This is a genomic window from Acidobacteriota bacterium, from assembly GCA_018001935.1.
Taxonomy (GTDB): Bacteria; Acidobacteriota; JAAYUB01; order JAAYUB01; family JAAYUB01; genus JAGNHB01.
Genome location: JAGNHB010000020.1, coordinates 15,138 through 40,119, shown reverse-complemented (window position 1 = coordinate 40,119; position 24,982 = coordinate 15,138). Strand labels below are relative to the sequence as shown.

Below are 24,982 nucleotides of genomic sequence, written 5' to 3'. Positions count from 1 at the left end.
CCCGGTTTTCACTCTATCGTCACCGGCGTGGAAACGGACTGCACGATCATGTAGTCGCGGACCGACGGCGACGCCCGCCCGCACGGACCGTCGGGACCGCGAGCCGGACGGTCGTCCCCTCCCCGGGGCGGCTCCGGACCTCCAGCCGCCCGCCGGCCTCCTGCGCCCGTTTCCGGAGGTTTCGCAGGCCGTGCCCGTGGTCGTCGGACCTCCCTCCCGGATCGAATCCCCGGCCGTCGTCTCGGACTTCCAGTTCCAGCCGGTGGTGCCGCAGCGCGATCACGATCTCGACCCGTTCGGCCCCGGAGTGCTTCACGACATTGTGGAGGCACTCCTTGAACACCAGGAAGACCTGGCGGCGCACGTCGGCCCCCAGGGGGAGATCGCCGTCGGTGGCGGGGGCCTCGAAGCGATGCTCGATCCCGTCATCGCCGAAGAGGTCGTTGGCGAAGCGCCGCATGCGGTGGATCAGGTCGCTGAAACGGTCGCGGGCGGGGTTGATGGCCCAGACGATGTCGCTCATGGCGTCAACCAGGGACCGGGAGGTCTCGGTGACCTGGCCCAGGGTCTCGACGGCCGCGTCCGGGTCGGCGGGAAGCTTCCGGACCGCCACCTCGCTGAGGATGGCGATCTGGGAGAGGCTGGACCCGATATCGTCGTGGAGGTCGGTCGCGATCCGCGTCCGGACGCGCTCCATCTCCAGCCGGCGGGCGAGCCGCGCCCTGAGCGGGACGAAGATCAGGCCCCCGGCAGCCAGCACCGCGAGGGCGATGAACCACCACCGGCGCCACACGGGCGTGAGGACCCGGAACCCGACGACCGCGGGCCGGAGGCTGGCCGTTCCGTCCGCGTCCACGGCCTGGACCAGGAAACGGTAATCCCCCGGGCGGACGGACGGGAGTTCCAGGGTCCGCTGCTCGCCGAGGTTCCGCCAGCCGGGGTCCATCCCGTCGAGCCGGTATCGGTACCGGAGCGTTTCCCCGGAGAGGTTCCCGACCCCGGAGAAGTCGATGGCCACCGGGTCCCCGTCCGAGGGGACTTCGACGTCGAGGACCTCCCGCTGCCCGAAGGCGTTCAGGGGCCAGGCGACCCCGCCGACCCGCAGGCCGCGGATGAAGACCTCCGGCGGCACGGGAACACGGGGGACGTCCTCGACAAGCCTTGTCAGCCCCAGGAGGGCGCCAAACCAGAGATGGCCGGTCGCATCCCGGAACGCCACGTTCTGGAGGTTGCCCGCCAGGCCGTCCCGGGTGGTGAAGTGCTTGACGGCCCCCGTCCGGAGGTCCAGGCGATCGACGCCGCAGGTAGTCCCGATGTGGAACACCGGCCCCGGCCCTTCCGCCACGAAGCGGGTGTGATCGCTGCTCAGGCCGTCCCGGGTGGAGATGACCCTGAAAACGGGTGTCTCGGCGGCCGGGTCGTCGACCCGGACCACCCCGGAGCGGGAGGTCGTGACCCAGAGCCGGCCGCGGTGGTCCCGGAGGATCTGCTGGACGAAACCGAAGGGGGACCCGAGGAACCCCTTGCACCGGGTGGCGTGCCCTCCCCGGATGCGGTAAAGCCCTCCATGGTTGAGCCCGGCCCAGATGTTGCCGGAACCGTCCTCCGCCAGGGCCGTGACCATGGCCCGGAAATCGTAGCAGGTCACCTTCCCGTCCGAGGGGTGCAGGCAGGCGAGACGGGTCGGCTCGTCGTAGGTGCTGAGCCAGATGCCCCCGCGGGAGTCCTCGAAGATCGCGTACACGCGGTCACTGGGCAGGCCGTCCCGGCGGGTCCAGGTCCGGGCGGGTTTTCGCCCGTCGAGACCCCCGAACGCGGCGGAGGGAGGGTAGTACCAGACCCCGCGGCTGCCCGTGGCCAGCCACCACCCCCCCCGACGGTCCTGGAGCACCGACTGAGGGCCGGTCCAGCCGAACGTTTCCACCCCCGGGACCCGGACGCGGGAGAACCGTCTCCCGTCGAAAACAGCGAAAAACCGGTCCTGGACGCCGACCTGCAGGACCAGGTTCCCGCCGCGGTCCCCGGTGAGGGCCATGATGCGCCGGCCGTCGAGACCGTCGGTCTCGTCGAAGGTCTCGAAGCCCAGGCGCCCGATCCGGAGCGCACCCCCGTGGTCCGTCCCCGCCCAGACGTTGTGTTCGCGGTCTTCCGCCAGGGCGACGATCTCCGGGTCCGCCAGGCCCTGGGCGGCGCCGTAGGCCCGGACCTCGGGCCCCTCCCCGCCTCCGCCGAACGTCAGGCGCGCCAGGCCCAGGAAGGTCCCGACCCAGAGGCGGCCCGGGGCCACCCAGAGCAGGGCCTGGACCCGGTCCGAGGGCAGGCCGTCCCGCCGGGTGAACTGCCGGACCCGGACCTCCCCGGGGCCGTTCGGCAAATCCAGGCCGTAAAGCCCGTCCGCCGTGCCCACCCACAGGCTGCCGGCCGGCGACCACGCCAGGGTGAGGGGGACCCGGTCCTCGGCGCCCCGGAACGGCCCCACGACGGTGGTCCGCCCGTCCGGCGCCCGCCGGATGAGGCCGGAGCCCGACGCAATCCAGAGGTTGCCCATCGGGTCGAACAGGAGGTCGCGAACGGCGCAATAGTGAGAGAGGTCCCGCCGGAGGCCGACCTCGACTTCGCGGAGCCCGTCCCGTGACCCGGGCCGGCCGTACCGGAAAAGACCCCGGCCGGTCCCGCACCAGAACGCCCCGTCGGGGCCCTCCACGAACCGCAGGATGCCCAGGGGCCGGCCCGCCGCGTCCGTCGCCGGAAAAGACTCGAAGCGCGGGCCCCGGCCGGCGCCGGGGTCGGGACGGAAGCGGCCCAGGTGGGAGCCCGCGGCGGCCCAGAGGTCCCCGGACCGCGTCTCGAGGATGTCGGAGACGAACAGGCCGGGAAGACCGTCATCGGGGGTGTAGCGGGTGAAACCGTACCCGTCGTACCAGCACAGCCCCTCGCTGGTGCCGAACCAGAGATAACCGCGCGCGTCCATCCGGATGACGTTCACCTGGTCCATGGACAGCCCGTCGGCAAGGGTGTAGGTCTTTACGGGAAGCCGGGCGCCGGGCGCCGGCGACGACAGGGCCAGGACGGCCCACAGGACCGCGCCCGTTGTCAATAAGCGCTTTAGCGGCTGTGTTCTTGCCAGCATCTTGTCAATCCCGATGGCCTTCCCAGGCCGCTTTCCCGCGCGAAGTCCCGGGAAAAGCGCAGTCCCCTTAAATAAAAGCGTTGCCAAATCGCACAAGGTATTGAGCTCGATCTCTCGAAACGCCGGCCGGGAACGGAAGCTGCGGCTGAAGCGGTCTTCCTTGGCGATCTTGGCGCCTTGGCGAGGGCCGATCCATCTCCCGATCTCGCAAAGGCGCAAAGCTCGCAAAGAAAAACGCCGGCTTCTTCATTCGTCTGGTTCGTGGTTCAATTTCCGTTTATTCCGTGATTTCGTGGTTCGTTCCCGTCTCATCCGGGTCGATTTCGTCCCGACCGCCGATGTCCCGCCGTCTTCTAACCCGACTCGGCTTCGGGCCCCGGCCGTTCGCGATGCGGGGCGAGGGGCCGTGCATTCGCCGCAGGACGAAGCGGAAATCTAAACGGAATCCGCCCCAAAGGCAAGGGAAACCCGCAAAGCTCCCCTTCCCTGCGCCGAAGGTCTGCTGGTATAATCCGTCCGCGCCGGGCCCGCGACACCCCCGGCGGCCCCGGCCCCCGGCGTGGGGCCCGCGCGGCCCGCGGCGATCGTGCCGACTCGCTTGGGAGGCTTTCGCGTGATCCGTTACCTGCACATCCGCAACATCGCCGTGGTGGAAAACCTGGCGGTGGAGTTCGGGCCCGGTCTCAACGTCATCACCGGGGAGACCGGCTCCGGGAAATCGATCCTGGTGGACGCCCTGGGCCTGCTGCTGGGCCAGCGCGCCTCGGCGGACCTCATCCGGACCGGCGAGGCCAAGGCCCTGGTGGAGGGTGTCTTCGACATCCCCGCCGACGCGCCGCCGAAGGCCCTTCTCGAGGATCAAGGGATCGACTGGGACCCGGAAGGCCTCGTCGTCCGCCGGGAGATCGCCGCCGCGGGCGCCGGGAAGGTCCTGGTGAACGGCTCCCCCGTCAACGCCGCGTTCCTCAAGCGCGTGGGGGAGCACCTGGCGGAGATCCACGGGCAGAACGACACCCGCCTCCTCCTCCAGCCCCGGTACCACCTGGAACTCCTGGACGCCCGGCACGGCCGGTCCGGTCTGCTGGGGCGAGTCCGGGACCTGTCGCGGGCCCTCGCGGCCCTGGCGGACGAGCGGGAAGCCCTCGTCCGAGACGAGCACCAGCGTCTCCAGCGCCTCGACCTCCTGGACTACCAGGTGCGCGAGATCTCCGATGCCGCCCCCGCGCCGGGCGAGGACCAGGCCCTCCAGGACGAGCGCCGGGTGGCCGTGCACGCCGAGACGCTCCAGAAAACCGCCTCGGAAGGCCACGAGCAGCTCTTCGAGGACGAGAACGCCGTGACCGCCGTGGTGGACCGGGTCCTCCGCCGGGTGGAGGAAGCCGCGGGGATGGACGAGCGCCTCGCCCCCACCGCCGAACTGCTCCGCTCCGCCCTCTACCAGGTGGAGGACGCCGCCGGCCAGCTCCGGGACTACGCCCACCGCATCGAGTACTCCGAGGCGCGCCTGAACGAGATCGAGTCCCGCTTGTCGGTCCTCGACCGGCTCAAGCGCAAGTACGGGCCGGGCCTGGAGGACGTCCTGACCCACCTCCGGTCCGCCCGGGAGGAGCAGGAGCGCCTGGCGGGGTCCGACGCCCGCAGGGAGGAGATCGACCGGGAGAAGGCCCGACTCCGGGAGGAGTACCTCCAGGCGGCCCGCGAACTGGGCAAGGTCCGACGGGAGGCCGCCGCCGCCGTGGAGTCCGGCGTGCAGGCCCACCTGGCGGACCTCGCCATGGCCCGGACCGTCTTCAGGGTGGCGTTCACCCCCGAAGCGGACCCCGCGGCCGCGCCGCCGACCGGGCTCGAGGACGCCGAGTTCCTGGTCAGCCCCAACCCCGGTGAGGAGCCGCGCCCCCTGCGGAAGATCGCGTCGGGCGGCGAGCTGTCCCGCATCGCGCTGGCGCTGAAGCTGGTGCTCCACTCCGAACGGGACGCCGCCCTGGTCTTCGACGAGGTGGACGCCGGCGTGGGGGGGGCCACCGCCGCCCGCCTCGGCCGAAAACTCCGGGAGATCGCCGCCCTTCAACAGACTTTCTGCGTGACCCACGTCCCCCAGATCGCCGCGCGCGCCGGCCACCACTTCCAACTGGAGAAAGCTGTGGAAGGGGAACGCACCGTCGTCCGCATCCGGCCGCTGGAGAAGGCGGACCGGGTGGAGGAGATCGCCCGGATGCTGGGCGCCGAGACGGTCACCGAGCCCTCCCGCGACGCCGCCCGCCAGCTGCTGGAAGACCAAGTGTAACTTCAGAGCCGCGACCGTAAGGGAGCGGTCAACTCCCTCCCACACCCCGTCAGAGCCGCGACCGTAAGGGAGCGGTCAAATCCCCGCCCGCACCCCATCAAATCCGCAACCGCAAGGCAGCGGTCCACCTCCGGCCTCAACCGACCGAGACCACCCCTGTATTGAGGCTAAAAACGCTTTATCCAATATTTTCTTTCCTGGGGGATCTCAGGCATCCATCCGGCGCCCCGCCGGGGCGCGGGGGCGCAAAACCCGCCCTCTTCCGGCGGGAGCACCCCCTGCCGGGGGAACACCCGCCGGCTAATTTCCGCTGTCCCTTCGGGACAAAGAAATTTACCGGAAGGTGTTCCCCTTATCCCGAAGGGATAAAAGATATTAGCCGGCGGGTGCCCCGCCGGAGGCGGCGCTCCCGCCGGTACCGGGCCGTTTTGTTTCCCCCCTGGCGCCACGGAGGCGGCGCCGGAAATCACCGGCCCTGCCCTGCGGCGACCATCCCGTTCCTTTCGGGCCGCTTGGATCGCACCCGGGTCGTCCCGTGCCATTTTGTGACCATGACAAGCACGCAGGCCTTTTTCACCGCCCCGCCTGGCGCTCCTGGGATCCGGGCGAGGGCGCTTCCCCGGGATCGCCCACCTTTCCCCCGCTCCGGGCCTCCAGGTCCCTGACGTAATCGGGCGAGAGCCTGAAGCCCAGGCGCCGGGCGGCGCGAGCGCTGTTGAGGGCCTCCGGGTACTTCCCCTGCCTGAAGCAGGCCACGGACAGGTTGACGTGGAGCCCGGGCATGGAGGGGTCCTTGAACAGACCGACCCACAATTCCCTCTCGGCATCGACCGGCCGGTCCAGCAACAGGTAGGCGCCCCCCAGGTAGAGGTAGAAGAGGGCCGGGACCTCCACCTCGTTCTCCGGGACCGTCACGTTGAGGGTGGACTGCTCGTAGGTAATGTCCCCCTTGGTGGGGTACTGCTCGAAGAAAGCCTGCCAACCCAGTCTCGCCTCGCTCTGGTTCTTGGTGAAGACCGAGGTTGTATCCTTGGCGAACCCCTCCTGCCCCACGAAGTTCGAGCGCTGCGCCTCCGTCCCCATCCGCAGGGTGGCGTATTCCCCTTTCCCCCCCAGCGTGATGTGCCGAAAGTAGATGTTGTAGGCGTCCGGGATCCCCTGGTCCACCCGGGGCCCTCGCCCCGCCGTGGTGCACGTGGTCTTCCACACGTGGAAAAGCCGGAAGGCCTCCTTCGCCTTCAGGTACTCCTCCAGCGCCCCGGCGGGGTCCTTCCGGGCCATGCGGATTTTCCCCAGCTCCACGTGGGCGCCCGGCAGGAGCGGGCAGACCTCCAGGGCCTCCCGGAATCGCTTCTCCGCTTCCGGGAAATTGCGCTTTTCCGCTTCCTGGCAGCCGCTCTTGAACAGCGCCAGACCTTTCTTGAAGTTCCCGGGCTTGGTCGGCCCCGCCCCCGCAGGGGCGGTATCGGCGGCGTACACGGCCGGCAGGACCGTCAACGCCAGGATCATCACACCGCAGCAACGCACCTTGTTCAACAGTCCCGTGTTCATGGGATCCTCCTCCTCGCTTTTACCGTGGTTCCGCCGGCGGGATTCGTTCCCTCCCGCCTGACAGCCCCTCTTCCCGGCATTTCAATTTCACCTCTGCAACCGTCACCCGGCCTGCGGGTGTCCTCGCCCACCGATGAGCGGGTCAATCGGCCCCGGGCCCGCCCCGGGCCTGGAGGTCGGACAGGTATCCCGGCGGCGGGTCGTAACCCAACTGTCTCGCCGCCCGGCACGCGTTGGCGGCCCCCGGGTAATCGCCCTGCTTGAGGCGGGCCACCGACAGGTTCATGTAGAGTTCGGCCACGGACGGGTCCTTCGCGATGCCCACCATCAGTTCCCTTTCGGCGTCCGCCGGGCGGCCGAGGTGCAGGTAGGCGGCGCCCAGGTAGAGGTAGAACAACGCGGGGATCTCCGCTTCGCCTTCCGGGATGGCGATGGTTTCCGGGTTGAGCTTCGATTCCGGCAGGTCGGGGTACAGCTTGGCGAAGGCGGCCATCCCGAGCAGGGTTTCGCTGGGGTTTTTCTGAAAGCTGAAGACCCCCTTCTCCCTGGCGAACCCTTCCTGCCCGACGAAAGCGGGCGACTGGGCGTCAAGGCCCGTGCGATGCGTGGCAAAATCCCCCTTGCCGCCGTAGACCCGGTGCCGGAAGTAGAAATTCTGGGCGTCCGGGATCCCGAGGACGGTCCGGGCGCCCTTGCCGACCAGGGTGCAGTTCATCTTCCACTCCAGGAAGAGCCGGTAGGCCTCTTTCGCCTTCAGGTAGTGCTCGAGGGCCCCGGCGGGGTCCTTCCGGGCCATCCGGATCCTCCCCCGTTCCACGTGAGCCCCCGGGAGCAACGGACAGGTTTCCAGCGCCCGGGCAAAGAGCCTGTCCGCCTCGGGGAGGTTGCCCCTGACCGCCTCCCGGCAGCCCTGGTCGAACAGCGACAGGCCTTTCCTGAAGTTGCCGGGCTTGGCGGGGCCCCCGGCGGGCGGTGCGGCGTCGGCGGCGAAGGCTGCCGGGACCATCGCAAGGGCCAGGGTCATCCGGAACACGACGGCGGTGAGATTCGCTCGAGCAACGTTCATGGCTCCTCCTCCTTTCACCGGGCACTCCCGGGCTGACCCTCTCTGCAAAACCAGGCCCACCCGGTGCGAAGTCGCGGCCCCTGCCGCGGGACCCGCCCCGCGGCGGTCGCCGGACACGCCTCGCCGCCGAACGGGCTCTCTCTCACTGACGAGTGTACCGCGGCCGAAAGGCAAGGGGAACTGTGAAAAACGTCGGTTCGCCGCGGGGGAACCCGGCGAGTATTTCCCGTTTAACTCACAGATATCCGAGAGGTTGGAAATGAGTCTCCACGGAGACGCGCAAAGGGGTGGTAAAATCGTCCGCCCCCCGAAACCCGTTCGTTTATTTCGTGTATTTCGTGTTTTCCTCTCCGGTCGGTTTACGGAAGGGCCTGGGGGCGATCGCGTTCGTTCCGCGATTCAGAGGCGGGAGAACCGTTCCTTCAATTTCCGGCAGGTGGTTTCGAGGTCCTCGGGAAGGGTGCGGGTCTCACCCAGGACCCCGACGAGGTTGGTGTCGCCCACCCAGCGGGGGACGACGTGGAGATGGAGGTGATCCGCGACCCCGGCGCCGGCGCAGCGCCCAAGGTTCCAGCCGACGTTGAAGCCCTCGGGGTGGTAAACATCGACCAGGGCGCCCTGCAGGGCCCGGGCGAGGTCCATCATCTCCTGGGTCTCCGCGGGCTCCAGTTCGCCGAAGCCCGCGAAATGCCGGTAGGGGATGACCATGGCGTGGCCGGAGGTGTAGGGAAACCGGTTGAGAACGATGTAGTTTCGCTTTCCCCGGTGGACGATGAAGACCTCCTCATCCGCCCGACCGGGGAGTTCACAGAAAACACAACCGCCCTTACCGCCGTCGATCCCCGCGATGTACTGGTAACGCCAGGGGGTCCAGAGGTAATCCATGGGAACTCAGCGGTTGATGATCTCCTTGAGTTCCTTGCCGGGCTTGAAGTACGGGATCTTCTTCATGGGGACGTCCACGGAGTCGCCCGTCTTCGGGTTGCGGCCCTTGCGGGGCCCGCGGGTGCGGATCTTGAAGCTGCCGAAGCCTCGAAGCTCGACCTTGTCGCCCTGCTGAAGGGATTCCACGATGCTGTCGAGGACGGTCTGAACGACCACGACGGCGTCCTTCTTCCCGATGCTGACTTTCTGACACAGTTTGGTGACGATCTCGGCCTTGGTCATGTTCTCCTCCGATAAAGTCTTTTGAACAAAGCAAGAGTACCAGAAAAGAAAATCGGTGTCCATCAGTATTTTCAAAATCCCGTAAAAAGTCGCGGGAGGCCATCCCCCCGGGCCTTTCGCCTCTCCGGGTTTTCCGTCGAAAGCCACAAAAAATCGCTTGCCCGCTCCCCTCCTCTGTGGTAAAAAGGTCGTTCAATTTTTTCGGGCCGTACGCGCCGGCCCCGAGACGAGGAGCAAATGATGAAGAAAGGCATCCACCCCAAGTACGGAAAAGTCATGGTGACCTGCGCCTGCGGGAACACCTTCGAGACCCGGTCCACCAAGAACGAGATCAAGCTGGAGATCTGCTCCAACTGCCACCCCTTCTTCACCGGCAAGCAGAAGCTGGTGGACACCGCCGGGATGGTGGAGAAGTTCTCCCGCCGCTACGGCAAATTCGGGACCCCGAAAGAATCCAATTAGCGGTTCGGCAACGACATCCGGAGGGTTGACCCGCACGGCGCGGTCAACCCTCTCGCATTTTCAGCGGGACGGGGGGGGCGAGGCTCATGGCGAAGAAAGCGAAGATGGACGCGGACATCCTGGTGGGGGGCCAAGCCGTCCTGGAGGGCGTGATGATGCGCACCCCCAACACCTTCGCCGTGGCGGTCCGCCGCCCCGACGGCGAGATCGTCTTCAAGCGCGAGCGGGTCCCGCGGTGGACCGACCGCTGGCCCGTCCTCAAACTCCCCTTCGTGAGGGGCACGGCCATCCTCATTCAGTCCCTGGCCCTCGGCATCCGGGCCCTCAACTTCTCCGCCGAGGCCGCCCTGGAAACCCCCGCACCCGCCAAAACCGACACGCCGGCGACCGTCCCCGTCACCGTCGGGGCCCCCGCCCCCGAGCCCGCGAAGAAGAAGGGCAAGAAGGGCGAGAAGGCCATCCTGGCGGCCACCATGGTCTTTTCCCTGGCCCTGGCCATCGCGCTGTTCGTCTACCTGCCCTACTGGCTCAGCGCCCTGGTCACCCAGGCGACCCACGGCCCGGCCCCCGCCGCGACGGCGCCGGCGGCCCCCGCCCCGGCGGCCGGGAAGCCGGCCCCGGCCGCGGCGCCCGACGTGGTCCACGAGAACTGGCTCTTCTTCAACGTGGTGGACGGCGCAATCCGTCTGGCCATCTTCCTGGCCTACCTGCTCCTCATCTCCCGGATGAAGGACATCCACCGGGTCTTCCAGTACCACGGCGCGGAGCACAAGGTCGTCCACCTGTGGGAGGCCAAGGAAGAACTCACCGTCGAGAACGCCCGGAAGTACACCACCCTGCACCCCCGCTGCGGGACCAGTTTCCTCCTCTTCGTGATGGTGGTGGGCATCATCGTCTTCACCATCTTCCGCTTCGAGGCCCTGGTCTGGAAGATCCTCTCCCGGGTCCTCCTCCTGCCCCTGATCGCCGGGATCTCCTACGAGCTGATCCGGCTTTCGGCGCGCTTCCCCCGGAACTTCGTGTGCAAGGCCATGATGACGCCCGGCCTCTGCCTCCAGCGGATCACCACCAACCCCCCCACCGACGACATGCTGGAGGTCTCCCTGAAGTCCCTCCAGCACGCCCTGGCGCTCGAGGACGAGATCAAGGCGGAAAAGGCCGCCGCCTCCGCCGCCTGACAACCCCCGACATGAACCACGAATTACACGAACCACGCGAACAGTCGGAGGCGTTGACCCTCCGATCCGACCTGCAGCCTACAGCCTAAACCCCTACAGCCTTTTGAGAGGTCACGCATGAACATCAAGATCACAAAATTGACCGACGCCGAATTCAAGGCGAAGGACATCCGTTCCTGGCCCACCTGGACCAAGGACGTCTCGGAATTCGACTGGCACTACGACGAGCCCGAGCAGTGCTACTTCCTCGAGGGGAAGGTCGAGGTCACCGCCTGCGGCAAGACCTGGTCCTTCGGGAAGGGCGACTTCGTGGAGTTCCCCCGCGGCATGGACTGCCGGTGGAAGATCCTGGAGGGCGTCCGCAAGCACTACAACTTCGGGTGAGGGACCATGTTCGACAAGCTGGCCCGCATCGAGGCCCAGTACGAGGAACTGAAAGAGCGGATGGCGGACCCCGCCGTCGCCTCCGACCCCCGGGAGTACCGCAAGCACGCCCAGTCGCTCAAGGCCGTCGAGGAGCTGGCCGCCGGGTACCGCCGGTGGAAGGGGCTCCAGGGGGAGCTCGCCGGGGCCCGGGAACTGGCGGCCGCCGAGGAAGGCGACCTCAAGGACATGGCCCAGGAGGAGGTCGCCGCCCTGGAGGCGCGCATCGCCGACGAAGAGGCGTCCCTGAAGATCCTGCTGCTCCCCCGGGACCCCAACGACGAGAAGAACGTCATCCTGGAGATCCGTGCCGGCACCGGGGGCGACGAGGCCTCCCTCTTCGCCGCGGACCTGTTCCGGATGTACACCCGCTACGCCGAGCGCCGCGGCTGGAAGCTCTCCCTGGTCACCGCCCACGAGTCGGGTGTCGGGGGCTTCAAGGAAATCGTCGCCGAGATCGAGGGGGAGCGGGTCTTCTCCCGGCTCAAGCACGAGAGCGGCGTCCACCGCGTCCAGCGGGTCCCCGCCACCGAGGCCAGCGGCCGCATCCACACCTCCGCGGTCACCGTGGCCGTCCTCCCCGAGGCGGACGAGGTGGAGATCCAGGTCGACCCGAAGGACCTCCGCATCGACACCTTCTGCTCCTCGGGCCCCGGCGGACAGTCCGTCAACACCACCTACTCGGCGGTGCGCATCACCCACCTCCCCACGGGCCTCGTGGTGAGCTGCCAGGACGAGAAGAGCCAGATCAAGAACCGGGCCCGGGCCATGAAGGTCCTCCTCGCCCGTCTCTACGAGGCCGAGCAGGCGAAGCGGGACGAGGAGATCGCCCGCGACCGCAAGACCCAGGTGGGCTCCGGCGACCGGAGCGAGAAGATCCGCACCTACAATTTCCCCCAGAACCGCCTGACGGACCACCGCATCGGCCTGACCCTCCACCAGCTCGACCTGATCCTGGAGGGCGACCTCGACGGGGTCCTGGAAGCCCTGCTCACCCACTTCCAGGCCGAGCAGCTCCGCCGCGCTGCCGGCGGGGAATGATCGCCCCCTCGCCATGCGGCTGGCCCTGCTGACCACCACCACCACGGAGGAAGCCCTCTCGCCGGAACTCGAGCGCTTCGCCCGAACCGCCGAGGCGCGGGGGCACGCCTGCGCGGTGGTCCGCCACGGGGAGGTGTTCGTCTGCCTGGACGGGCGGGCCGGCGACGCCGCCGCGGAGGCCCCCCTGCTCACCCGGCTGCCCGGGGCGCTCATCGGCGGGCCCGGGGCGGAAGCCCTGGCCGCCGCCGACCTGGTGATCCCCAAGATCAGCCTCCGGCGCCAGTGCCGGGGCGACTTCTACCTGGTGGAGGCCCTGGACGCCGCCGGGGTCCGGTTCCTTCAGGACCTGGAGCCCCTGGAGATCTGCCGCAACAAGGTGACCTCCCTCCTGCGCCTCTCCGCCCGGGGGATCCCCGTCCCCCCCACCGTCGTCATCCGCCGGCCCGAGCACCTCGGGGCCGTCCCCCGGCTGCTGGGGGCCCCGCCCTGGGTGGTCAAGCCCTCCATGGGGTCGAAGGGGCGGGACGTGCTCCTCGCCCGGGACGAGGCTGCCCTCCGGGACGCGGTGGAGACCCTCTGGGCCGCCGACCGCCACGACATCGTCCTGGCCCAGCCCTTCCTGCAGCCTGCCGGCGCACCCCCCTGGGACCTTCGCGCCGTGGTGCTCCTCGGCCAGGTCGTCGGGGCCATGCGCCGCGAGGCGCCGCCCGGGGACTTCCGCTCGAACTTCTCCCTCGGCGCGAACGTCGCGTTCGTCGAACTGGAGCGGGAGCTGGAAATCCTGGCCCTGGACGCCGCCCGCGCCCTCTCGCTGAAACTGGCGGGGGTGGACATCCTGGTCGGCCGCGACGGCCCCGCCGTCCTGGAAGTCAACGCCAACCCCGGATGGGAGGGGATCGCCGGCGCCCTGCGCGCCGCCGGCAAAGACTTCCACGCCGCGTTCCTCCAGCGCCTCGAAGCGTTCTATCCCTGAAGAAAGGACAAAAGGACTTAAAGGACCAAAAGGACATAAACGACCCCACGAACCACGAACCCGAAGAGCCAAGAATTTAGTTCACGGCCGTCCTTTTCGTCCTTTGGGTCCTTTGGGTCCCTTGGTCCTTTCTCCCGGACACAGCCGGTGGGAAGCTGCCTGCATGGATCAAGCTATTCAAGCCCATCCAGATCATGATCATGGTCCCATAGGGGAACCCCTGGCCGGCCTCCGCCTCAGTCCCTCACCCGCAACGGCAGGCCGCGGCTTGCGTCATCCGCGGGGAGGGAGAGAAGGTACTGCCGGGAGGCCGCGGCCGTCTCCGGCGGGACCTCCCCCCGCCGGACCGCCTCGTCGAGGACGGCGATCAGATCACCGCGGGAGATCCCGGTGTAGAACGAGCTGTGAACCTTGGTGAAAAGCCTGGTACTCCCCCAGAGCCACGCGAACACGGACAGGGCCCCGAGTATGGCCAATCCTGCCGCCATCCGCCTCTTTCGCGGACTTCCCCACCGGTAGAGGATGGCCAGCACCAGGGCCGTGCCGAGGATCAGCCCGCCCGCCAGCTCCAGCCACGCCCGGGTCACCCGGTCATCGAGGCGGGCCTGCTGGTCCAGGCGGTCGCGGATGCGCAGCGAGACGAGCGAGAACGGTTGGGGCGGGACGGGCGCTTCGCCCCCCCGGGCCTGGAAGAACGCCGCGATCTCCGGCGGGAGCGGGTCGTCCGAGCGAATCGCCGCCGGGTCCCGGGGCGGGCTCCCGCCGACCCGGTAAAGGACCGGCAACCCGCTGGGATCCAGCCCCGGGGGAAGCGGCGGGAGCGGGGCGGAGTCGCTCCAGGGCACGAGAGCCCACGGGCCGACGGGCACGCCCAGCCGGTCCCGATAGAACGGACCGGGGTGAATACCGCCCCCCTGGCGTGGAGGAGAAGCCGACCAGAAAAACATCTCCTCCTGCAACAGGGGGTCTCGGCACGCCGCCCGTCTCTCCTTGGACAGCCAGGCCATCCAGTCGTCGAAGCTCGCGCCGTCACCCGCGCATTCCCGGAGGCTTACCGGCATCCGGCCGGTCCGTTTCGCGAAAATCCGGACCGACGCCGCCTTCAGGTACAGCTCGCAGCGGGACAGCGTGACGACCGACCGGCCGGCGTCCCGGTAGCGGTCGGCCGCCTCCGCCGCCTCCCGGCGGACCGCGCCGGCACGGTACGTCCAGAAGGCCGTGCAACCGAAGACCAGCACGATGAATACGGCATTATGGGCCCGCTGAAAAGCCATGAGGAAACCCCTCCTCCGGATGTCCGGTCGCCCCCATGTGGGAAGCCGCATACCAATACGTTCTGTTCCTTGATTTGTTCAAAAAGGGATACAGGGCACCCCTGATTGTTTCGCGGCTTCGCCCTGAATTCTGACATCCCGCAAAAAGTGATGACCCCGTAAAAAGCCGCGAAAGGGAGATTTCCTGCGAAGAAAACGAAGAGGCGCGAATTTATCACACGAATAATATCTATCAGTCTTTGATTTCTGATTCGCGTTCATTCGCGTGATTCGCGGGCAAAAATGACTTTTTGCGGGGGCGTCATCGTGGGGATGTCACGGTTCGATTGACCCCGGGTCCCGTTCGTGGGGTGGGGGTCGTTCGTGGTTTCCTTCCCCCATTTTTCCGTTCCGTTTCCGGTGCCGGATGAGGCATAATCCGCGCCGAAGCCCCACGGTGCAACAAGTCCGATCGCCGTGGTCGAAGGAGGGATCCATGAACCGAATCGCGACGACGCTCATCCTGCTGGCGCTCGCGCTCCTCGCGGCGCCGGCCGCCACCTACAACGTGGGGCCGGGGCGGCCCTACACGACGCTCCAGGACGTGGCCGGCCTGCTCAACCCGGGCGACCTGGTGCTGGTGGACGGCAACGCCACCTACCCGGGCGACCTGGTCTTCGAACGAGCGGGCGGGGCGGGAAACCCCATCACGATCCGCGGGGTCCGCGTGAGCGGGAACCGCCCCGTGATCTCGGGCGGGACCAACACCGTGACCTTCATGAGCCCCTGGCCCTACACCTCGGGCGCCGACCACTATGTCTTCGAGGGCTTCGAGGTGACGGCCGGCAGCTTCCGGGGGGTCTACCACCAGGCCGACGACCTGGTCCTGCGGGACGTGGTGGTCCACGACTGCCCGGCCCACGGCATCCTCGGGGCCGACCTCGGCTCCGGCTCGCTCCTCATGGAGTACTGCGAGGTCTACCGCTGCGGCAACGGCAGCTCCCAGCACCAGATCTACATGAGCACCGACGAGGGGAACCGCCCGGGGAGCGTCTTCCGCATGCAGTTCTGCTACCTCCACGAGGGGCTCGGCGGTAACAACGTCAAGTCCCGGGCGGAGCGCAACGAGATCTACTACAACTGGATCGAGGGCGGCTACTACCACGAGCTGGAGCTCATCGGCTCCGAGGAGTACCCCACGCCCACCGTCCGGGAGGACTCGGACGTGGTGGGGAACGTCTTCTGGAAGAAGACGAAACCGTCCGGGTCGGACAACTTCTTCTTCGTCACCCGCGTCGGCGGCGACGGGACGGGGGAGACCTTCGGCCGCTACCGCTTCGTCAACAACACCTTCCTGTGCGGCTCCGCGGCGGCGTTCCGGATCTTCGACGGGATCCAGAGCATCGAGATGCACAACAACGTCTTCTACCGCATCGACGGGACGGGCGTCCAGATCAAGCGGACGGTGGAAGCCAACTGGAGCGACGGCGAGCTGATCGCCGGGTCCAACAACTGGGTGCAGACGGGGTCCACCGAGATCCCGGTGCAGTGGACCGGCACCCTGACCGGCGCGGACCCGGGCTTTGTCGGCCTCGGTTCCAACGACCCGCGGCCCGCCGCCGGGAGCGTGCTCATCGACCACGGCGCCGGGAGCCTCTCCGGGCCGCCGGGGTTCCCCTTCCCCAACCCGCTCTTCCCGCCGGCCTGGCACCCGCCGCTGCACGCCTTCCAGGCCCCCGGGACGGCCGCACCGCGCCCGGTGGACGCAACCCTGGACATCGGCGCTTACGAGTATTACACCCGGCGCTTTCACCCCGACTTCAACCTGGACGGCAAGACCGACTTCCTCTGGCGCAGCGTGTCCACGGGCGACAACAGCGCCTGGCTGATGAACGGCGTGTCGATTTCCGGCTCGCCCCTCCCGCTCCCGGCCGTGGGAACGGGCTGGGAGATCGCGGGCGCCGCCGACTTCAACGCCGACGGCCGGACCGACATCCTCTGGCGAAACCCCTCCGCCGGCATCAACTCGGTGTGGTACCTGAGCGGGACCGCCGTCACCGCTCAGGCCGCCTTCCCCAGCGTGGGGGCGCCGTGGGCCCTCGCCGGCGTCGCCGACTTCAGCGGGGACGGGAACCCCGACCTGCTCTGGCGGAATTCCAGCACGGGCGACAACTCGGTCTGGGTCCTGAGCGGGACCACCGTCACCGGCTCCCTGCCCCTGGCGGCCGTGGGGACCGCCTGGACCGTCGCGGCCCTGGCCGACTTCTCCGGCGACGGGAAGACCGACATCCTCTGGCGGAACCCGTCGACGGGCGTCGATTCCGTCTGGGTGCTGGACGGGACGAGCTACACCGGTTCCCTCCCCTTCCCCACCGTGGGGACCGCCTGGGAGATCCAGGCCGCGGGCGACTTCTCCGGCGACGGGAAGGCGGACGTGGTGTGGCGGAACACCACCCCGGGCGCCGGCGACCTCTCCGCCTGGATCCTGAACGGGACGGCCGTGACCTCCACGACGCCGACCGTCCCGTCGGCGGTGTCGGACGTGAGCTGGGTGATTGTGAATTAGGCTGTGGGCTGTAGTCCCTACGAAGTAAGATCTTTGGCAAAATGAGCAAGATTTGAAATCGTCGGTGGGCTCCCACCGCTTTCAGAGCGGGGAAACCCGGTGCGGGGACGGAGGAGGGAATCCCGGCCGCGTCGTCCGGCATGCCCCGGGGCTAAAAGGCCCCGTTTGTGCCGATCCGGGTCCGGAATCGACGTATCCGGTCTCTCGCAAAGACGCCAGGACGCAAAGCCTCGCAAAGGAATCCCCCTTTTCCGGTTCCGGCTTTGCGAGGCTTGGCGTCTTTGCGCCTTTGCGAGAGGTAAAGACCGCCTGTTATTTTCTGGAGCGTCCGGATGATCCGTGTCCATCCGTGTTCATCCGTGGTTTCTCTCCGGTTTATCCGGGTTGGGCTGTAGGCTGTAGGTCCGGAGGGGTTCCCATCGGTATCGGTATCGGTATCGCAATCGGTATCGGTATCGCAATCGCAATCGCTCTCACTATCGCAATCGCAATCGCAATCGCTCTCGGTATCGCAATCGCAATCGGCATCGCAATCGCTCTCGGCATCGCATCCGTAGTCTGCAAAGCCTCTCTTCGAGCCATCGCCCCGAGGGCGATGGTATTGATCCGAGGATGTCGATCCTCGTTCGTGTGGTTCGTGGTTCAATTTCCGTATATTCCGTGTATTTCGTGGTTCCCCTTCCGGTTGGTGCATTTCGTGTATTCCGCGGTACCGTGGTGGCTCTCGGGGACATCCGGGTCGGGTGTTCAGATCTGGACTCCGGGAGACGGCAACGGAGTATCCAATTCATTGGATAATTCTCTTCAAATTTTTGAATCCGCAACTTTCGGCTTCCCCCCGGACTCCTGTTCAAGAGTCCGTTCAGGGTCCGGGGGGTCGTCGAACCCGGCTTACCGAGTCCCCGCCCGCTCAGGCCCCTTTTATTGGCACGCATTTTGCAATAAGTATTTAATTTCCTCATGGAGGGCCGTATGAGATTACGCATCGCGATCGGAATCATGACGATAATGTTCCTGTGCCTCTGGAGCATGGCCTGGAACAAGGACGACTGGGAGGAGGTCAACTTCGAGTTCAACTCCTCCGTCCTGGTCGACGGCTTCCCGTCCATGCTCCAGCTGGCGGACGCCCTGGGCGCCCACCCGGACTACCGCCTGGCGGTGGAGGGGCACTGTGACAGCCAGGGAACCAAGGCCTACAACGATTCGCTCGCCCTCAAGCGCGCGCAGGTCGTCCGGGACTTCCTGGTGAAATACGGGGCCCGCGCCGAGCAGATCGAGGTCGCCGGCAAGGGGTTCTCCGAGCCGAAAACCGAAAATTCCACCCCGGAGGGCCGCTTCCAGAACCGCCGCGTGGTCTTCTCCCTCTACGTGATGAAGGACGGGCGGCGCCAGGAGATCAAGGCCCTCTCCCCCATCAGCACGATCCTCAAGGAGATGGCGGACAACCCGCTGCTCAGGAGCCTCGACGAGGTGGGGAAAAAGCAGGACGGCATCATCAACCGCCTGGACGAACTGGGCAAGACCCTGGAGCGCCTGAAGGACCTGCAGGCCCAGCAGGCCCGGATGGCGGAGGAACTGACCGCCCTGTACCAGAAGCTCAAGGACATCGAGGCCCGGCCGGTCCCGGCCCCGCCCGCGCCCGTCCCGCCCCCCGCCCCGCAGGTGGCCGACGAAGGGCACCGGAAGCACGAGAAGGGCAAGACCCACGACTTCAGCCTCCTCGGCCTGAACGCCGGGGCGACCCGGGACGGCGAGTTCACCGGCACCATTTCCGGCCGCTACTTCCACACCGTCACGCCGAGCACCGCCCTGCAGGGCCAGGGTGAGTTCATGTACTTCCCCGACCGCGTCGAGGCCCAGGTGGACTTCGGCCTCGTCAAGCGGTTCCGGGCCTTCCAGCTGGGCGGCTTCGCCTCCTTCAAGCGCGTCCAGATGGACATGTTCGAGGACAGCGGCACCCTCGGCCAGGCGGCCGTGATCGGCGAGTACCTCTTCCGGCACGGCTCCGTGGGCTTCTACATGACCCACGCCATCAAGCGGGAAGCCGTCGTCGACCAACTGGTCGTCGGCCACAACCGCATGCTGGAAACTTACCTCCGGACTGCCGACCAGTACGGCGTCAACTTCCAGGTGGCCTTCCCCTGGGAGTCCTTCATCGAGGGGAACGTCGGCTGGATCGACCGCGGCGAACTCGACACCAAGCCCGGCGGGACCATCCGCTGGGTGAAACCCGTCTTCGAGAAGTGGAGCGTTTTCTTCGAGGCCGGCTGGAACGAGACCCTCGTGTCCGACGGCCAGACCTCGGCCCGCTTCGTCGCCGGGGTCCGCTACGGGCTCTGGAAGAAACCGGGCGGCGTCGAGCCGACCGCGGTGGAGCCCATGGACATCCCGCGGGTGCGCTACGACGTTCGGACCCGGGTGGTCCGGACCGGCAACGATGCCCCCATCGCCAACGCCGGCGGCGACCTGGTCAACGTCCAGGGCGGCACGATCACGCTGGACGGCACCGGGTCCTACGACCCGGACGGCGACCCCATCACCTACCTGTGGACCCAGATCCAGGGCCCGGCGGTGACCCTCACCGGCGCCGGAACCGCCACCCCGTCCTTCACCGCGGTGGTGGGCGTGGTCTACTCGTTCCGGCTGAAGGTCCAGGACCCGTTCGGCCTGTGGTCCACCGACGACGTTTCCATCTCCACGCGGGAGAACAAGGCGCCCGTGGCCAACGCGGGCGGCGACCGGGTGAACGAGGCCGCCGGCGTCATCCAGCTCAACGGCAGCGGCTCCTACGACCCGGACGGCGACGTCATCACCTTCCAGTGGACGCAGGTCTCCGGCCCGGCCGTCACGCTCACGGGCGCGGACACCGCCACCCCGTCCTTCACCGCCGCGGACGGCCAGGTCTACGTCTTCCGGCTCAAGGTCACCGATCCCTACGGCGCCTTCAGCAACGACGACGTCTCCATCTCCACCCGCCAGAACAACCCGCCCGTGGCCAACGCCGGGCCAGACCTCAGCAACATCCCGGCCGGGCTGGTGCAGCTCGACGGGAGCGCCTCCTACGACCCGGACGGCGACACCCTCACCTTCCTGTGGACCCAGACCATGGGCCCGGCGGTCACCCTGAGCGGCGCCAACACCGCCACCCCGTCCTTCACCGCCGACGTGGACCAGGTGTACGTCTTCAAGCTGAAGGTCACCGACGCCAAGGGCGCCTTCACCTTCGACGAAGTCTCCATCTCCACCGTCCAGAACCGGCCCCCGGTGGCCGTGGTCGGGCCGGACCTCTCCAACGTCCCGCCGGGGGCGGTGCAGCTCGACGGGAGCGCCTCCTACGACCCGGACGGCGACCCCCTCACCTTCCAGTGGACCCAGATCCTCGGGCCTTCGGTCGCCCTCACCGGCGCCGACACCGCCACCCCGTCCTTCACCGCCGAAGCCGGGAGGGTCTACGCGTTCCGCCTGAAGGTCACCGACAGCCACGGGCTCTTCGCCTACGCCGACGTCACGGTGTCCACGGTGACGGCCGTCAACACGCCCCCCGTGGCCTACGCCGGCCTCGACCAGGTCCTCCTGCTGCCGGTGCCCCTGGTCACGCTGGACGGGTCCGGGTCCTACGACCCGGACGGCGACCCCATCACCTACCAGTGGACCCAGGTAGACGGGCCGGCCGTCACGCTCAACAACGCGGACCAGGCCATGCCCACCTTCACCCCCACGGAGATCGCCACCTACGTGTTCTCCCTCCGCGTCTCCGACGGCCGCGGCGGGCTCGCCACCGACGTGGTGAGGATCTTCGTCTTCTGACCCCCGGTCGCTGACCGTTCACTTCCGCCCGGGCCCCGCGGCCCGGGCGTTTTTTTCGTTTGAATTTCATCTGGGCGTCAATATAATGATCTTCTTGCGGAAATCACACCCTGGAGGACATCATGGGGCGGACGTTTGAGGAAGTCGAAAGCCTGATCGCCGAGAGACAGATCCGGATGATCGATCTGAAGTGCGTGGACCTGAGGGGTCGCCTGCACCACATCTCGCTCCCCGTGGAGCGGTTCGTCCCGTCGATCCTTCACGACGGGGTCGGTTTCGACGGTTCGAGCTTCGGGTTCTCCAAGGTGGAGTCCAGCGACATGGTCATCACCCCGGACCTCGACACCGCCGTGGTGGACCCGTTCCGCGACATCCCCACCCTCAGCTTCTTCACGAAGATCCACCTGACCGACGACGTCCGGACCCGGTTTTCCCAGGACCCCCGCCGGATCGCCGAGAGCGCGGAGAAACAGCTGGCGGCCGAGGGCATCGCCGACAAGTCCCTATGGGGGCCCGAGTACGAGTTCTACATCTTCGGCAAGGTGGAGTACGACACCCGGACCAGCGCCTCCTACTACTACGTCCACCACGCGGAGGAGATCCACCACAACGCCTACCACGCGGCGAACCCCCAGGACCGCTTCGACGATTTCCGGGACACCGCCGTCCGGACCATGATGGACCTCGGCATCGACGTGAAGTACCACCACCACGAGGTGGGGGAGCGGGGGCAGCAGGAGATCGAGGTGATGTTCAACACCCTCCTCAACACCGCGGACCAGGCGATCCTCACCAAGTACATTCTCTTCAACCTGGCGGACATGAACGACCTTCACGTGACCTTCATGCCCAAGCCCCTCTTCCGGCAGGCCGGGAGCGGCTGGCACGTCCACCAGTACCTGACGAAGCGGGGGAAGAACGCGTTCTACGGCAAGGGGCAATACGGCAACATGAACCCCACCGGGCTGCACTACATCGGCGGCCTCCTGAAGCACGCGGGGGCGATCTCCGCCATCACCAACCCCAGCACGAACTCCTACAAGCGGCTGGTCCCGGGTTTCGAGGCCCCGGTCGCCGTGACCTTCGGCATGGCCAACCGGTCCAGCGCGATCCGGATCCCCTCCTACGTCTCGGACCCCCAGAAGACCCGCATGGAGTACCGCCCGCCGGACGCCACCGCCAACCCCTACCTGGCCCTGGCCGCCATGCTGATGGCCGGGATCGACGGGATCGTGAACAAGATCGACCCCGTCAAGGAAGGGTTCGGCCCCATCGACACCAACGTGTTCGACGAGTCCATGAAGGGCCGCTTCCGCTTCCTTCCGCGGGACCTCGACCAGGCGCTGGACGAACTGGAAGGGGACCACGCGTTCCTGCTCCGCGGCGGCGTCTTCTCCGAGGCCCTGATTCACCGCTGGATCGACGTCAAGCGGCAGGAACTCCGCGAGATCGCCACGATGCCGAACCCTTACGAGTACAAGCTCTACTTCGACCTGTGAGGAGGGCCGGGAGCACCGACGCCGATCCGCCGCCCGGATTCACCCTGTCTTGCCACGTGAGTGCCGATGACCACCGACACCCCCACCCCCCGGATCTCGATCCTGGTGTGCACGAGGAACCGCCCGGAAGACCTCAAAACCTGCGTGCGGACCATCCTGGAGAACCGCTTCACCGACTACGAACTGCTCGTTGTCGACCAGGGCGACGGCCGGGAGGTCGCCGATTTCCTGGCCGGCGTTCCGGACCCCCGGGTGCGGCACGTCCCGACCCCCACGCGGGGGCTCTCCCGCGCCCGCAACATCGGGATCGTCGAGTCCAGGGCGCCGATCATCGCTTTCACCGACGACGACTGCCTCTGTGACCCCGGCTGGGTCGGCGGGATCGTCCGCCTCTTCGACGAGCACCCGACGGTCCAGGGGGTGTACGGTCGGGTCCTCCCCCACGGCGACCGCTTCAAGGAAGGCCTGTTCTGCCACTGCCTCATCGACGACCCCGACGAGCGCCTGGTCCGGGGACGGGTCCCCCCTCACCAGAACCTGGGCCACGGCAACAACATGGCGTTCCGGCGGGAGCTGTTCCGCGCCATCGGGATCTACAACGTCCGGATGGGGGCCGGGACCCGCCTGAAGAGCGGCGAGGACACGGACCTCAGCTACCGGGCCCTGCGGGCGGGGGTGGAGGTCCTGTACTCCCCGGCGCCCCTGGTCTACCACAACAACTGGAACACCCTGGAGCAGGCCGGACGGATGGACTACGGCTACGTCCTGGGCTTCGTGTCCATCTTCGGCAAGTTCACCCTCAAGGGCGACGGCGTGGCGTTCCGCTGCCTGCGCCACCGGCTGGGGGAACTGCGCAAGGACTTCCGGGAGGCCGTCCGCTGGAAGAACCGCCGCCGCGCCTGGCAGACCGTGGGGAAGGTCCTGTACTTCTTCCCGGGGATGGTCGCCGCGCTCTACTTCCGCTTCGCGGGGGACCCGCGGTACCCGGCCACGCCGGCGGCCCGCCAGCGTATCCTCAAAGGCAAGTCCTGACCCCCGTGAACACCGGCAAACCCCTCCACATCTGCCTGGTCTCCGAAGAGTACCCCCCCGACACGGGGTGGGGCGGCATCGGCACCTACACCTACAACGTGGCGCGCGGCCTGGCGCTCATCGGTCACCGGGTGGAGATCGTCGCCGGGTGCCTCGACGCCGCCCGGGACTTCACGGAACACGGCATCCGGGTGCGCCGGATCGGCTTCGCCCCGCCGGGGAGCGGGCTCAAGCGGGCCGCCTGGCGCGCGTTCCAGGCGTGGACCCGGGACTTGCGCTACTTCCGCCGCAAACTCGAGTTCGCCCGGGCCGCCCTGGGGCTCTTCCGCCGCGTCCACGCCGAGGACCCCTTCGACGTGGTGGAAGCGGCCGAGTACGACGCCAACGCCTACTTCATCGCCCGGCGGCGCCTGGCCCCGCTGGTGGTGAAGATCCACACGCCGGTGCTCCTCAACACCCATCTCAACGCCCTGCCCGTGACCCGCGAGGTCCGGTGGTGCGACCGCCTGGAGCGATCCGAGGCCCGCCACGCCACGGTCCTCACCACCCCGAGCCGACGGATGGCCGAGCACGCCGAGAAATGGCTGCGCGGCCGACGGCCCGAGGTGGTGGCGAACCCCATCGACACGGCGGAATTCTCGCCCGCCCCCGAGGGCCAGCGGGCGGAGTACGACTTCTTCTACACCGGCCGCCTGGAGAAGCGAAAGGGGGTTCACCTGCTGCTGGAAGCCTTCCGGAAGGTCGCCCGGGACGTCCCCGGCACCCGCCTCGTGCTGGCCGGGCACGACACCCCCACCTTCCCGCTCGGCGGCAAGGCCCTCCACTTCATGGAGTTCGCCGAACATCAGGGCCTCCTCGAGGGGCTCGCGGACCGGGTCGTTTTCCTCGGGCGCGTGGATCGGCGGGAACTGCCGCACCACTACCGGCGGAGCCGGGTCTGCGTCTTCCCCTCGGAACGCTTCGAGAACTTCCCCTACTCCTGCCTGGAAGCCATGGCGTGCGGGCGGGCCGTCATCGTCAGCGACTCCGGCGGGATGACCGAGATGATGGAGGACGGCCGGAGCGGTCTCAAGGTGCCGGTGGGGTCCGTGGACGCCCTGGCCGGGGCCATGCTCCGCCTGGCGGCCTCCCCCGCCGAGGCGGAGGCCATGGGACGGGAGGCCCGGCTCCGGGTGGAAAGCCGCTACACGCTGGAGAGGGTCGCCCGCGAGACGGAGGCGGTGTATCGGAAGGCTGTAGGCCGTAGGCCGTAGGCTGTAGGCTGTTAGGCTGAAGGCTGTTAGGCTGAAGGTCCGGAGATCTTCCCTTCGGGGTCGCTATCGGAATCGCTATCGGAATCGGTATCGCTATCGGTATCGCTATCGGTATCGGAATCGGTATCGCTATCGCTATCGGTATCGGTATCGGTATCGCAGTCGCAATCGCAGTCGCAATCGCAATCGCAGTCGCCTTCGCTCTCCCAACCGCCATCCCATCGGCACCGAAGTCGAAGCCGCAACCGCATCGAAGCCTTCTTGCCGCCGCCCTCTTGCACCGCTTCGGCGGCCAGC

Annotated in this window: 17 protein-coding genes; 11 read left to right on the top strand and 6 right to left on the bottom strand. The window is 67.7% G+C overall.

From position 1 onward, the window contains the following. Nucleotides 1–46 precede the first annotated feature (46 nt). A complete protein-coding gene (locus KA419_09855; protein MBP7866242.1) occupies nucleotides 47–3,130 on the bottom strand; it encodes a hypothetical protein in 3,084 nt (1,027 codons plus the stop codon). 613 nt (nucleotides 3,131–3,743) lie between these two features. Here KA419_09855 and recN point away from each other — a divergent pair. After that, a complete protein-coding gene (gene recN / locus KA419_09850; protein MBP7866241.1) occupies nucleotides 3,744–5,414 on the top strand; it encodes a DNA repair protein RecN in 1,671 nt (556 codons plus the stop codon). A gap of 573 nt (nucleotides 5,415–5,987) precedes the next feature. Here recN and KA419_09845 read toward each other — a convergent pair. The 4 genes from KA419_09845 to KA419_09830 all read right to left on the bottom strand — a co-directional run bounded on the left by KA419_09845 (nucleotide 5,988) and on the right by KA419_09830 (nucleotide 9,261). Then, on the bottom strand, nucleotides 5,988–6,965 hold the full coding sequence (locus KA419_09845) for a tetratricopeptide repeat protein (protein MBP7866240.1): 978 nt from the start codon (nucleotides 6,963–6,965) through the stop codon (nucleotides 5,988–5,990). Nucleotides 6,966–7,107: 142 nt separating this feature from the next. Continuing rightward, nucleotides 7,108–8,031, bottom strand: a complete 924-nt coding sequence (locus tag KA419_09840; protein ID MBP7866239.1) for a tetratricopeptide repeat protein — start codon at nucleotides 8,029–8,031, stop codon at nucleotides 7,108–7,110. Nucleotides 8,032–8,430: 399 nt separating this feature from the next. After that, nucleotides 8,431–8,916, bottom strand: a complete 486-nt coding sequence (locus tag KA419_09835) for an HIT domain-containing protein (GenBank protein ID MBP7866238.1) — start codon at nucleotides 8,914–8,916, stop codon at nucleotides 8,431–8,433. A gap of 6 nt (nucleotides 8,917–8,922) precedes the next feature. Continuing rightward, the gene (locus tag KA419_09830) at nucleotides 8,923–9,261 is read right to left on the bottom strand and encodes an integration host factor subunit beta (GenBank protein ID MBP7866237.1); all 339 of its coding nucleotides are present in this window, start codon (nucleotides 9,259–9,261) and stop codon (nucleotides 8,923–8,925) included. Between the two features lie 177 nt (nucleotides 9,262–9,438). On the opposite strand from KA419_09830, the gene rpmE reads away from it, so the two are divergent. From rpmE to KA419_09805, 5 genes are all read left to right on the top strand, one after another. Continuing rightward, a complete protein-coding gene (gene rpmE / locus KA419_09825; protein MBP7866236.1) occupies nucleotides 9,439–9,660 on the top strand; it encodes a 50S ribosomal protein L31 in 222 nt (73 codons plus the stop codon). A gap of 104 nt (nucleotides 9,661–9,764) precedes the next feature. After that, nucleotides 9,765–10,838 (top strand): DUF1385 domain-containing protein, encoded by a 1,074-nt coding sequence (locus KA419_09820; GenBank protein MBP7866235.1) that lies wholly within the window; start codon nucleotides 9,765–9,767, stop codon nucleotides 10,836–10,838. A gap of 117 nt (nucleotides 10,839–10,955) precedes the next feature. Beyond that, entirely contained in the window at nucleotides 10,956–11,222 is a 267-nt protein-coding gene (locus tag KA419_09815) for a cupin domain-containing protein (GenBank protein ID MBP7866234.1), read from the top strand. A gap of 6 nt (nucleotides 11,223–11,228) precedes the next feature. After that, the gene (gene prfA, locus KA419_09810) at nucleotides 11,229–12,302 is read left to right on the top strand and encodes a peptide chain release factor 1 (protein MBP7866233.1); all 1,074 of its coding nucleotides are present in this window, start codon (nucleotides 11,229–11,231) and stop codon (nucleotides 12,300–12,302) included. 13 nt (nucleotides 12,303–12,315) lie between these two features. After that, on the top strand, nucleotides 12,316–13,275 hold the full coding sequence (locus KA419_09805; GenBank protein ID MBP7866232.1) for a RimK family alpha-L-glutamate ligase: 960 nt from the start codon (nucleotides 12,316–12,318) through the stop codon (nucleotides 13,273–13,275). A gap of 236 nt (nucleotides 13,276–13,511) precedes the next feature. Here the strand turns inward: KA419_09805 and KA419_09800 are convergent, their stop codons facing one another. Beyond that, a complete protein-coding gene (locus tag KA419_09800) occupies nucleotides 13,512–14,549 on the bottom strand; it encodes a hypothetical protein (GenBank protein MBP7866231.1) in 1,038 nt (345 codons plus the stop codon). A 475-nt stretch (nucleotides 14,550–15,024) separates the two neighbouring features. Between KA419_09800 and KA419_09795 the strand changes: the two genes are divergently transcribed. From KA419_09795 to KA419_09775, 5 genes are all read left to right on the top strand, one after another. Next, entirely contained in the window at nucleotides 15,025–17,094 is a 2,070-nt protein-coding gene (locus KA419_09795) for a VCBS repeat-containing protein (protein ID MBP7866230.1), read from the top strand. 972 nt (nucleotides 17,095–18,066) lie between these two features. Further along, nucleotides 18,067–20,901: an OmpA family protein gene (locus KA419_09790; protein MBP7866229.1), complete on the top strand. Its 2,835-nt coding sequence runs from the start codon at nucleotides 18,067–18,069 to the stop codon at nucleotides 20,899–20,901. Nucleotides 20,902–21,023: 122 nt separating this feature from the next. After that, entirely contained in the window at nucleotides 21,024–22,400 is a 1,377-nt protein-coding gene (glnA, locus tag KA419_09785) for a type I glutamate--ammonia ligase (GenBank protein MBP7866228.1), read from the top strand. Between the two features lie 66 nt (nucleotides 22,401–22,466). Beyond that, nucleotides 22,467–23,432: a glycosyltransferase family 2 protein gene (locus KA419_09780; GenBank protein MBP7866227.1), complete on the top strand. Its 966-nt coding sequence runs from the start codon at nucleotides 22,467–22,469 to the stop codon at nucleotides 23,430–23,432. A gap of 5 nt (nucleotides 23,433–23,437) precedes the next feature. Beyond that, nucleotides 23,438–24,685: a glycosyltransferase family 4 protein gene (locus tag KA419_09775; GenBank protein ID MBP7866226.1), complete on the top strand. Its 1,248-nt coding sequence runs from the start codon at nucleotides 23,438–23,440 to the stop codon at nucleotides 24,683–24,685. The last annotated feature ends 297 nt before the right edge of the window (nucleotides 24,686–24,982 follow it).

Excerpts from the sequence above, each read along its gene's own strand:
- KA419_09815 (MBP7866234.1), top strand. The coding sequence starts at position 10,956 with ATGAACATCAAGATCACAAAATTGACCGACGCCGAATTCAAGGCGAAG.
- KA419_09805 (MBP7866232.1), top strand. The coding sequence starts at position 12,316 with ATGCGGCTGGCCCTGCTGACCACCACCACCACGGAGGAAGCCCTCTCG.
- KA419_09835 (MBP7866238.1), bottom strand. The coding sequence starts at position 8,916 with ATGGATTACCTCTGGACCCCCTGGCGTTACCAGTACATCGCGGGGATC.
- glnA (MBP7866228.1), top strand. The coding sequence starts at position 21,024 with ATGGGGCGGACGTTTGAGGAAGTCGAAAGCCTGATCGCCGAGAGACAG.
- rpmE (MBP7866236.1), top strand. The coding sequence starts at position 9,439 with ATGAAGAAAGGCATCCACCCCAAGTACGGAAAAGTCATGGTGACCTGC.
- KA419_09830 (MBP7866237.1), bottom strand. The coding sequence starts at position 9,261 with ATGGACACCGATTTTCTTTTCTGGTACTCTTGCTTTGTTCAAAAGACT.
- KA419_09840 (MBP7866239.1), bottom strand. The coding sequence starts at position 8,031 with ATGAACGTTGCTCGAGCGAATCTCACCGCCGTCGTGTTCCGGATGACC.
- KA419_09855 (MBP7866242.1), bottom strand. The coding sequence starts at position 3,130 with ATGCTGGCAAGAACACAGCCGCTAAAGCGCTTATTGACAACGGGCGCG.
- KA419_09820 (MBP7866235.1), top strand. The coding sequence starts at position 9,765 with ATGGACGCGGACATCCTGGTGGGGGGCCAAGCCGTCCTGGAGGGCGTG.
- KA419_09780 (MBP7866227.1), top strand. The coding sequence starts at position 22,467 with ATGACCACCGACACCCCCACCCCCCGGATCTCGATCCTGGTGTGCACG.
- KA419_09795 (MBP7866230.1), top strand. The coding sequence starts at position 15,025 with ATGAACCGAATCGCGACGACGCTCATCCTGCTGGCGCTCGCGCTCCTC.
- prfA (MBP7866233.1), top strand. The coding sequence starts at position 11,229 with ATGTTCGACAAGCTGGCCCGCATCGAGGCCCAGTACGAGGAACTGAAA.
- KA419_09790 (MBP7866229.1), top strand. The coding sequence starts at position 18,067 with ATGAGATTACGCATCGCGATCGGAATCATGACGATAATGTTCCTGTGC.
- KA419_09845 (MBP7866240.1), bottom strand. The coding sequence starts at position 6,965 with ATGAACACGGGACTGTTGAACAAGGTGCGTTGCTGCGGTGTGATGATC.
- KA419_09800 (MBP7866231.1), bottom strand. The coding sequence starts at position 14,549 with ATGGCTTTTCAGCGGGCCCATAATGCCGTATTCATCGTGCTGGTCTTC.